Source organism: Cellulomonas biazotea, assembly GCF_004306155.1.
GTDB classification, from domain to species: domain Bacteria; phylum Actinomycetota; class Actinomycetes; order Actinomycetales; family Cellulomonadaceae; genus Cellulomonas; species Cellulomonas biazotea.
Genome location: NZ_BIMR01000293.1, coordinates 1 through 8,312 on the forward strand (window position 1 = coordinate 1; position 8,312 = coordinate 8,312).

Below are 8,312 nucleotides of genomic sequence, written 5' to 3' on the forward strand. Positions count from 1 at the left end.
CCCCTTCCGCTGCGGGCGAGGTCCGCGGCGCCGAGGTCGGCGGGGGCGCCCCGCCCGGCCCGTCACGGGCGTCGTCCGGGCTGGACCTCGACCTGTGAGGCCCGCCCCGCCCGGCACCCACCGGCACCACGCCGCTGCCGTTCCTCGCACCGACCGTCGCACGACCGACCTGCGCACCACCCCGGAGGCACCATGAGCATCGACGTCTCGTTCCTCGGCGCGACGGGTCGGACCGCCGACACGTCCACCACGAAGACGCCGAAGAAGGACCTCGACAAGCAGGCGTTCCTCGACCTGCTCGTCGCGCAGCTGCGCAACCAGGACCCGTCGAGCCCGATGGACTCCTCGCAGCTCATGACGCAGACGACGCAGCTCTCCACCATGGAGTCGCTCGTCGAGCTCGCCGGCACGCAGCGCGAGTCGTTCGCGCTGCAGATGCGGATGGCCGCCGCCCAGCTCGTCGGGCAGCAGGTCACCTGGACCGACGCCGAGGGCGCCGCGCACTCCGGGGTCGTCTCCGCCGTGTCCTACGCCGGCTCGGTGCCGACCGTGAAGGTCGGCGACAAGGACGTCACCCTCGACGCCGTCTCCGCGGTCACGACCGCGACCCCCGCCTCCGCCGGCTCGACCGGCCCCACCGCCTGACCCGCGCAGCACCCACCGAAGGGAACATCCCATGCTCCGCTCGCTCTTCTCCGGCATCTCGGGCCTGCGCGCCCACCAGACCCAGCTCGACGTCACGGGCAACAACATCGCCAACGTCAACACGACGGGCTTCAAGTCGTCGCAGACGCAGTTCCAGGACACCCTCAGCCAGATGCTGCAGAACGGTGCGGGCGCCCAGGCGGGCGTCGGCGGCACCAACCCGGCGCAGGTCGGCCTGGGCGTGCGCGTCGCGGGCATCACGACGAACTTCACGCAGGGCGCGTCGCAGATGACGGGCCGCAGCACCGACATGATGATCCAGGGCGACGGCTTCTTCGTGGTGCGCAAGGGCGCCGAGACGTACTACACGCGTGCCGGGTCGTTCGACTTCGACTCGACGGGCCAGATGGTCCTGCCGGGCGAGGGCGCCCTGGTCCAGGGCTGGGCGGCCGTCAACGGCGTCGTCGACACGAACGGTCCGCTCGTCGACCTGCGCGTCCCGGCCGGGACCCTTATGCCGGCCGTCGCCACCTCGACCGCCGCGTACGAGGGCAACCTCGACGCGGACGCCGCCGTCGGCACGAGCCTGACCCGCACGATCGACGTCTACGACGCGACGGGCGCGGCACGCGAGCTCGAGCTGACGTTCACCAAGAGCGCGACCGGCTGGTCGCTCACCGGCACCGACGGCGCCGCGACGGTCAACGCGGGCGCCCTGACGTTCGCCGCGAACGGCACGCTCACCACGCCGACGACCCTCACGGTCGGCACGGTCGCGATCGACATCTCGACCCTGACGGGCTTCTCCGGCATCGACTCGGTCAAGGCGCGCACGCAGAACGGCCAGGCGGCGGGCACGCTGCAGTCGTTCGCGCTCGGCGCCGACGGCACGATCACGGGTGCGTTCAGCAACGGTCTCAAGCAGACCATCGGCCGCCTCGCGATCGGTGCGTTCACCAACCCGTCGGGCCTGGAGAAGGCGGGCGGCTCGCTGTTCCGCACGTCGGTGAACTCCGGCGACGCGCAGGTCGGCGCCGCGGGCACGGGCGGCCGCGGGTCGCTCGCGGGCGGTGCGCTGGAGATGTCGAACGTCGACCTGTCCAGCGAGTTCACCAGCCTGATCATCGCCCAGCGCGGCTTCCAGGCGAACAGCCGCGTCATCACGACGTCGGACGAGGTCCTGCAGGAGCTGGTCAACCTCAAGCGCTGACCCACCCGGCCACGGCCCCGCCCCCGTCCGGGGTGCGGGGCCGTCGCCGTCTCACCCCGGGCACGCCTGCTGCGGACCTGCCGCCCACCACCCCCGTCGAGGTCGCTGGTCGCGGCCGAGTTCGCCGGTCAGAGCCGGCGAACCCGACGCGGACCGGCGAACTCAGCGGGTGCCGACGGGTGTCGGCGGGGGGCGGGCGGGTGCCGACGGGTGTCGGCGGGGGAGGGGTCAGAGGAGGGTGCGGTACAGGGTCTCGATGTCGGCGACCGTCGCCTCGCGGGGGTTGCCGCCCGCGCACACGTCCTCGAAGGCCGCCTTGGCGAGCGCGGCGACGTCGGCCTCGGTCGCGCCGACCTCGGACAGTCGGGTCGGGTTGCCGAGGTCCCGGGTGAGGGCCGCGACGGCCTCGACGGCGGCGGCCCGGGCGTCGTCGAGCGGCATCGTGTGCGCGTCGGCCACGCCGAACGCCGCGGCGACGTCGCGGTACTTCTCGCCCGACGCCTCGGCGTTGAACGCCATGACGGGAGCGAGCAGGATCCCGTTCGCGACGCCGTGCGGGGCCGAGTAGAACGCGCCGAGCGGGTGCGCCATGGCGTGCACGAGCCCGAGGCCGACGTTCGAGTAGCCCATCCCGGCGACGTACTGCCCGAGCGCCATGCGCTCGGCGGCGGCCTCGTCGCCGTCGGCCGCGGCCTGCAGCGACCCGGCGATGACCTGGATCGCCTTGAGGTGGAACAGGTCGGACAGCTCCCACGCGCCCCTCGTGACGTACCCCTCGATGGCGTGGGTCAGGGCGTCGAGCCCGGTCGCGACCTTGAGCGCGCGCGGCGCGGAGGACATCATCTGCGGGTCGACGACCGCGAGGACGGGGATGTCGTGCGGGTCGACGCAGACGAACTTGCGCTGCCGCTCGACGTCCGTGATGACGTAGTTGATGGTCGTCTCCGACGCGGTGCCCGCGGTGGTGGGGACGGCGACGATCGGGACCGACGGGTGCGTGGTCGCGGCGACGCCCTCGAGCGAGCGCACGTCGGAGAACTCGGGGTTGGCGACGACGATGCCGATGGCCTTGCACGTGTCCTGCGGCGAGCCGCCGCCGATCGCGACGAGCACGTCGGCGCCGGACGCGGTGAACGCGGCGACCCCGGCCTGGACGTCCTCGATGGGCGGGTTGGGCCGCACCGCGTCGTAGACGTCGTAGGGGAGGCCCGCGTCGTCGAGCAGGCGCGTGACCCGGCCCGCGACCCCGCTCTCGACGAGCGCCCGGTCGGTGACGACGAACGCCTTGGTGAACCCGCGTCGCCGGAGCTCGTCGGGGATCACCTCGATCGCGCCCGCACCGAAGTACGCCGTCTGGTTCCAGATCATCCGCTGCACCACGCGACACCAGCTCCTTCGCCGTTGAATCGTTCCACCCATTCCACGGCGTCCGACGAGGGGACTCACGGGGCGAAAGTCCTGCTCCCGTGAGCCCCCTCGGGCGGTGCGGTCAGTCGGGGCTGTCGGCGTTCGTGCCGTCGAGCACCTGCCGCACCCCCAGGCGCTGCGACGCAGTCAGGCCGTCGGGCAGGAACTCGGCGACGACCCACCCCGACGCCCCGGACGGGTCCGTCCGGGTGGTTGCCTGACGCACCGTTCTCGACCGTCGACGACCGTCGCGGCAGGTCAGACGGCCTCCCCGTCCCCGAAGCCGTCAACGGACCGCCCGATCGGTGGTCGAAAAGCCTCACGTCCGGCCCGGTACGGCCGATCGGAGAGATACCAGGGCCCACGGACGGGCCCGGGGCGGCACAGAGCCGCACGCAGTGAACCAGGGACGGTATGCCGTGATCGTCGTGACGCGCCTCAACGGAGGTCAGATCGGGGTGAACCCCGACCTCGTCCAGCGCATCGACTCTGCGCCGGACACCATCCTCACGCTCATCGACGGGACGAAGTACATCGTCACCGAGTCGCTGCCTGAGGTCATCGACCGCATCAACGAGCACCGGGCGACGATCCTCGCCCGCGCCCGCGAGATCCAGGCGTCGCCCCACATCGGGCTCGTGCCGGACCTCGAGGACGACGACGTGCAGGCGCCCATCGCCCCGGCGGTGCCGCTGCGTCCCCGGAGCGTGTGATGGATCCCGCAGGCGTCATCGGGCTCGTCGTCGCCCTCGTCGCGATCTTCGGGGCCATGATCCTCGAGGGCGCGGAGCCCATGTCGATCATGCTGCCCGCGCCGCTGCTCCTCGTGTGGGTGGGCACGCTCGGCGTCGGCCTGGCGGGGCACACGCTGCGCGACGCGAAGGAGTCGTTCGCGGCCGTCCCGCGCGCGCTGCGCAGCAGCGTCCCGGACCCGACGCAGACCGTCGACACCCTCGTCAGCCTGGCCGACCGCGCCCGCCGCGAGGGCCTCCTCGCGCTCGAGGACGCGGCCCGCACGATCGACGACCAGTTCCTGCGCGCCGGCCTGCAGGCTGCGATCGACGGCACCGACCCCGAGGACCTGCGCACGATCCTCGAGGACAAGATCGCGACCAAGCGGACCCGCGAGCGCGCCCACTCCAAGTACTTCCAGGACATGGGCGGCTACGCGCCGACCATCGGCATCATCGGCACGGTCATCTCGCTCGTGCACGTGCTCGAGAACCTGTCGGAGCCCGCCGCGCTGGGCCACTCGATCGCCGCGGCGTTCGTCGCGACCCTCTGGGGCATCCTGTCCGCGAACGTCGTGTGGCTGCCGCTGTCGACGCGCATCCGCCGCATCTCCGACCTCGAGTGCAACCAGATGGAGATGACGCTCGAGGGCCTGCTGTCCGTCCAGGCCGGCGCGAACCCGCGCCTCGTCGGCGAGCGGCTGCGCAGCCTGCTGCCCGACGTGCCCGAGGGCAAGGACAAGCCGAAGTCGAAGGCCGCCTGATGAGCGCCCCGAAGCGTCGCCGCAAGCACGAGGAGGAGGAGCACGTCAACCACGAGCGGTGGCTGATCAGCTACTCCGACATGATCACCGTGCTCATGGCCCTGTTCATCGTGCTGTTCGCGATCAGCCAGGTCGACCAGGAGAAGTACATCGCGCTGCGCGACTCCCTGGCGGCGGGGTTCATGGACACCACGACGTCCCCGTCGGTCCTCGACGGCACGTCGGGCAACCTCGACGGTGCGACGGTGCACAAGGACACGACGCCCGCGGACGGCTCGGCCGGCATGGTGAGCGCGGACAACGGCCTCGGCCTGCAGGCCGCGGACCCGATGAACCCGCAGGTGAAGGACCCCGAGCAGCAGCTCGACCCCGCGGTGCTCGCCGCCGCGCAGGCCGAGGCGCAGCACCTGCAGGAGATCAAGGAGCGCATCGCCCAGGCGCTCGTCGCGAACGGCCTCGACGGCACGGTGCGGTTCCGCATCGACGAGCGCGGGCTGGTCCTGGGCCTCGTCGCCGACGACGTGTTCTTCGCGCCCGCGCGCGCCGAGCTGACGGACACGGCACGGCTCGTGCTCGACGTCGCCTCGCCCGCGCTCGTGGGGCTCGGGGAGAACATCTCCGTCGAGGGCCACGCCAACGTCATCCCCGTGTCCGGCCGCTACCCGACCAACTGGGAGCTCTCGGCCGACCGGGCCACCCAGGTGCTGCGGCACCTCGTCGAGGTCGACGGCATGCCCGGCCACCGCATCATGTCGGTCGGCTTCGGCGACACCCGTCCCCTGGTCGACGGCTCCGACGAGGCGTCCCTCGCGGCGAACCGTCGCGTCGACCTCGTCGTCCTCAGCGCCGCGCCCGAGCAGGTCCGGGCGCTGGTGCCGTCCCTCACGGCAGGAGCCTGACATGCCCATCGAGCAACGGGTCATCTCCGGGCCCAAGATCGGCGCGAAGATCGGCGGCTCGTCGTCGGCCGCGCCCACCCCGCCGCCCGAGGAGGAGAAGAAGAAGCGCGGACCCTCGCGCAAGGTCCTCCTCGTCGTCGTCGGCGTCCTCGTGCTGCTCCTCGCCGGTGCGGGCGCGTACTTCTTCCTGCTCAAGGGGGACGGCGCCCCGAAGGTCGAGCCGCCGCCCGAGCCGGGTGCCGTCGTCACGGTCGACGCCGTGAGCATCAACCTGGCGGACGGCCACTACCTGCGGCTCGGCATGGCGCTGCAGCTCACCGCGGACAGCCACGAGACGCCCGACACGGCCCGTGCGCTGGACCTCGCGATCGCCCTGTTCTCGGGCCGGTCCATCACGGAGGTCTCCGACCCCGCGACGCGCGACCAGCTCAAGGCGGACCTCGCGCACCAGCTCGCCGAGGCCTACGAGGGCGAGGTGATGGACGTCTACCTGACGAACTACGTCACGCAGTAGGCCGGCAGCAGCCGGCGACCCAGGGCGCCACGGAGGGCGCCCGCACCGCCCCGCAGTCCGTCGCAGGAAGCGACGGAGGGGATGAAGTCAGGGGTTTGGCTCACGACCCCTGCGCGCCCGCCGATAGGGGTGGTCGTGACACCCCACGCGCCGCAGCCCGTCCGACGGCTGCGCACCGCCGAGCCCGAGCCGTACGACTTCCGACGGCCGCTCACCCTCGCCCGCGAGCACGCCCGCCACCTCGAGATGGCCTTCCAGCGCGTCGCCCGCCAGTTCGCGACGCAGCTGACGGCCCGCCTGCGCGTCATCAGCCAGGTCACGTTCGAGGACCTCGAGCTGCGCACGTACGACGAGTACACCGGCGGCCTCCCGACGCCCACCGCGATGGTGCTGTGCACGCTCGAGCCGAGCCGCCAGACCGCCGTCCTGCAGATCCCCGTGGGTGCCGCCCTCGTGTGGATCGACTACCTCTTCGGGGGCGACGGCCGCGGCGACGAGCGCGAGGGCCGCGAGCTCACCGAGATGGAGTGGACCCTCGTCCGCGAGCTGCTGCAGCACGCCGTGAGCGACCTGGAGTACTCGTTCGCGGGCATCACCTCGCTCAGCGCGACCGTCCGGTCCGTCCAGTACAACCCGCAGTTCGTGCAGGTCGTCGCCGCGCAGGAGACCGTGCTCGTCGCGGTGTTCCTGCTGCGGGTCGGCGAGCGCGAGGACCGCATCTCGTTCATGGTGCCGTCCGACCTGCTGCTGGGTGCGCTGCGCTCGTCCGAGGGGGCCGACGCCCGCTCCGACGAGGAGCGCCGTGCCGCGGAGGCCGCGCACGACGACCTGGAGCGCGCCGTGCAGGACGTGCCCGTCGACGTCGCCGTGCAGTTCCAGCCCGTGACCGTCCACCCGCGCGACGTCGTCAACCTCGCGGTCGGCGACGTCCTGCCGCTGTCCCACCCGTCGACCCAGCCGCTGGACGTGGTCGTCGACGGGATCGTGCTCGCCCGTGCCGCCGCCGGCAGCCACGGGTCCCGACTTGCCTGCCAGGTCGTCACCGTCGAGGAGATCCCCGCATGACCCAGACCCCGACCACCGGCGCCCTCGTCGGGCAGACCGCCGCCGACGCGGCCGCCGCCCTGGTGCCCTCGGCCCTGCCGCTCGCCGCGGCCGCCGCGACGCACCGCGACGTGCCCGCCGGCTCGTCGGCGCTCGTCGCGTCGTTCGTGGGGTCGCCGAGCGCGGAGCTCGTGCTCGTCGCGGGCCCGGCCGTGACCGACGCCGTCGCGGCGTCCGCGGTGCCGCTCGAGGTCGCCGACGCGCTGCGCCCCGCCCTCGAGGCGGCCGCCCGGACCCTCGGTGCCGGCGTGCTGGAGACCGTACGGTCCGAGCCGGTCGAGCGGGTCCTCGGGGACGACGTCGAGGTGTTCGTGCTGCAGGCCGAGGGCGCCGCGCCCGCCGCGTGGTTCGCGGTCCGGGTCCGCGGCGCGAAGGTCGCGACGCCCACGACCTCGCAGGTCCCGACGCCGCGCGCGAACCTGCGGATGCTCTACGACGTCGAGATGACGCTCACGGCCGAGATCGGCCGGACCCGGATGTCGGTGCGGCAGGTCCTCGACCTGGCGCCCGGTGCGGTCCTCGAGCTCGACCGGACCGCCGGCAGCCCCGCGGACGTGCTCGTCAACGGCCGGCTCGTCGCGCGCGGCGAGGTCGTCGTCGTGGACGAGGTCTACGGCGTGCGCGTCACGGAGATCGTCGCGGGGAACGAGACGGGCGGCACGGTCGGCTGATGGACTCCGTCATGCTGCTCCTGCGCGTCGTGCTGTCGCTCGCCGTCGTCGTCGGCCTCGTGTGGTGGGTCGGTCGGCGCTGGGGTGCGGGGCGCGCGGCGGGCGGCACGAAGTCGCGCGAGCCGCAGGTGCAGGTCGTCGGGCGGCAGGCCGTCGGACGGCACGCCGGCGTCGCGGTCGTCGCCGTCGGCTCGCGCCGGCTCCTCGTCGGCTACGGCGAGCAGCAGGTCACGTTCCTCACCGAGCTCGCGCCCGTCGTCGAGGTGCAGCCCGCACCCCCGGCCGCCGCGCCGCGTCCGGCCCCGGCGGCGAAGCCCGTCGTCGTGCCCGGCGTCCCGCGCCCGCACGCCGGCGGCGAGTCCCGCCC

General features: G+C 73.1%; 11 protein-coding genes. 9 read left to right on the forward strand and 2 right to left on the reverse strand.

Going from position 1 to position 8,312, the window contains the following annotated elements; all coding sequences use genetic code 11:
- Positions 1-192: 192 nt before the first annotated feature.
- On the forward strand, positions 193-645 hold the full coding sequence (locus tag CBZ_RS16910; protein ID WP_130782651.1) for a flagellar hook assembly protein FlgD: 453 nt from the start codon (positions 193-195) through the stop codon (positions 643-645).
- A gap of 31 nt (positions 646-676) precedes the next feature.
- Positions 677-1,855, forward strand: coding sequence for a flagellar hook protein FlgE (locus CBZ_RS16915; protein ID WP_130782652.1), 1,179 nt, complete (start codon positions 677-679; stop codon positions 1,853-1,855).
- Positions 1,856-2,083: 228 nt separating this feature from the next.
- Here CBZ_RS16915 and fucO read toward each other — a convergent pair whose 3' ends face one another.
- Both fucO and CBZ_RS21085 read right to left on the reverse strand, forming a co-directional pair.
- Entirely contained in the window at positions 2,084-3,235 is a 1,152-nt protein-coding gene (gene fucO / locus CBZ_RS16920; RefSeq protein WP_130782653.1) for a lactaldehyde reductase, read from the reverse strand.
- A gap of 109 nt (positions 3,236-3,344) precedes the next feature.
- A complete protein-coding gene (locus CBZ_RS21085; protein WP_165446828.1) occupies positions 3,345-3,488 on the reverse strand; it encodes a hypothetical protein in 144 nt (47 codons plus the stop codon).
- A gap of 193 nt (positions 3,489-3,681) precedes the next feature.
- Between CBZ_RS21085 and CBZ_RS16925 the strand changes: the two genes are divergently transcribed.
- The 7 genes from CBZ_RS16925 to CBZ_RS16955 form a co-directional block, all read left to right on the forward strand.
- Positions 3,682-3,975 (forward strand): flagellar FlbD family protein, encoded by a 294-nt coding sequence (locus CBZ_RS16925; protein ID WP_130782654.1) that lies wholly within the window; start codon positions 3,682-3,684, stop codon positions 3,973-3,975.
- Positions 3,975-4,757: a motility protein A gene (locus CBZ_RS16930; protein ID WP_130782655.1), complete on the forward strand. Its 783-nt coding sequence runs from the start codon at positions 3,975-3,977 to the stop codon at positions 4,755-4,757. Before CBZ_RS16925 ends, CBZ_RS16930 begins: the two co-directional genes overlap by 1 nt.
- On the forward strand, positions 4,757-5,656 hold the full coding sequence (locus tag CBZ_RS16935; RefSeq protein WP_130782656.1) for an OmpA/MotB family protein: 900 nt from the start codon (positions 4,757-4,759) through the stop codon (positions 5,654-5,656). Before CBZ_RS16930 ends, CBZ_RS16935 begins: the two co-directional genes overlap by 1 nt.
- 1 nt (position 5,657) lies before the next feature.
- Positions 5,658-6,170, forward strand: a complete 513-nt coding sequence (locus tag CBZ_RS16940; protein WP_130782657.1) for a flagellar basal body-associated FliL family protein — start codon at positions 5,658-5,660, stop codon at positions 6,168-6,170.
- Between the two features lie 135 nt (positions 6,171-6,305).
- Complete coding sequence (locus CBZ_RS16945) at positions 6,306-7,235, forward strand: flagellar motor switch protein FliM (RefSeq protein ID WP_130782658.1); 930 nt, start codon at positions 6,306-6,308, stop codon at positions 7,233-7,235.
- Entirely contained in the window at positions 7,232-7,945 is a 714-nt protein-coding gene (gene fliN / locus CBZ_RS16950; protein ID WP_130782659.1) for a flagellar motor switch protein FliN, read from the forward strand. Before CBZ_RS16945 ends, fliN begins: the two co-directional genes overlap by 4 nt.
- Positions 7,945-8,312, forward strand: a 368-nt coding sequence (locus CBZ_RS16955; RefSeq protein WP_165446829.1) for a flagellar biosynthetic protein FliO, incomplete at its 3' end; no start/stop codon positions are given. The genes fliN and CBZ_RS16955, both read left to right, overlap by 1 nt.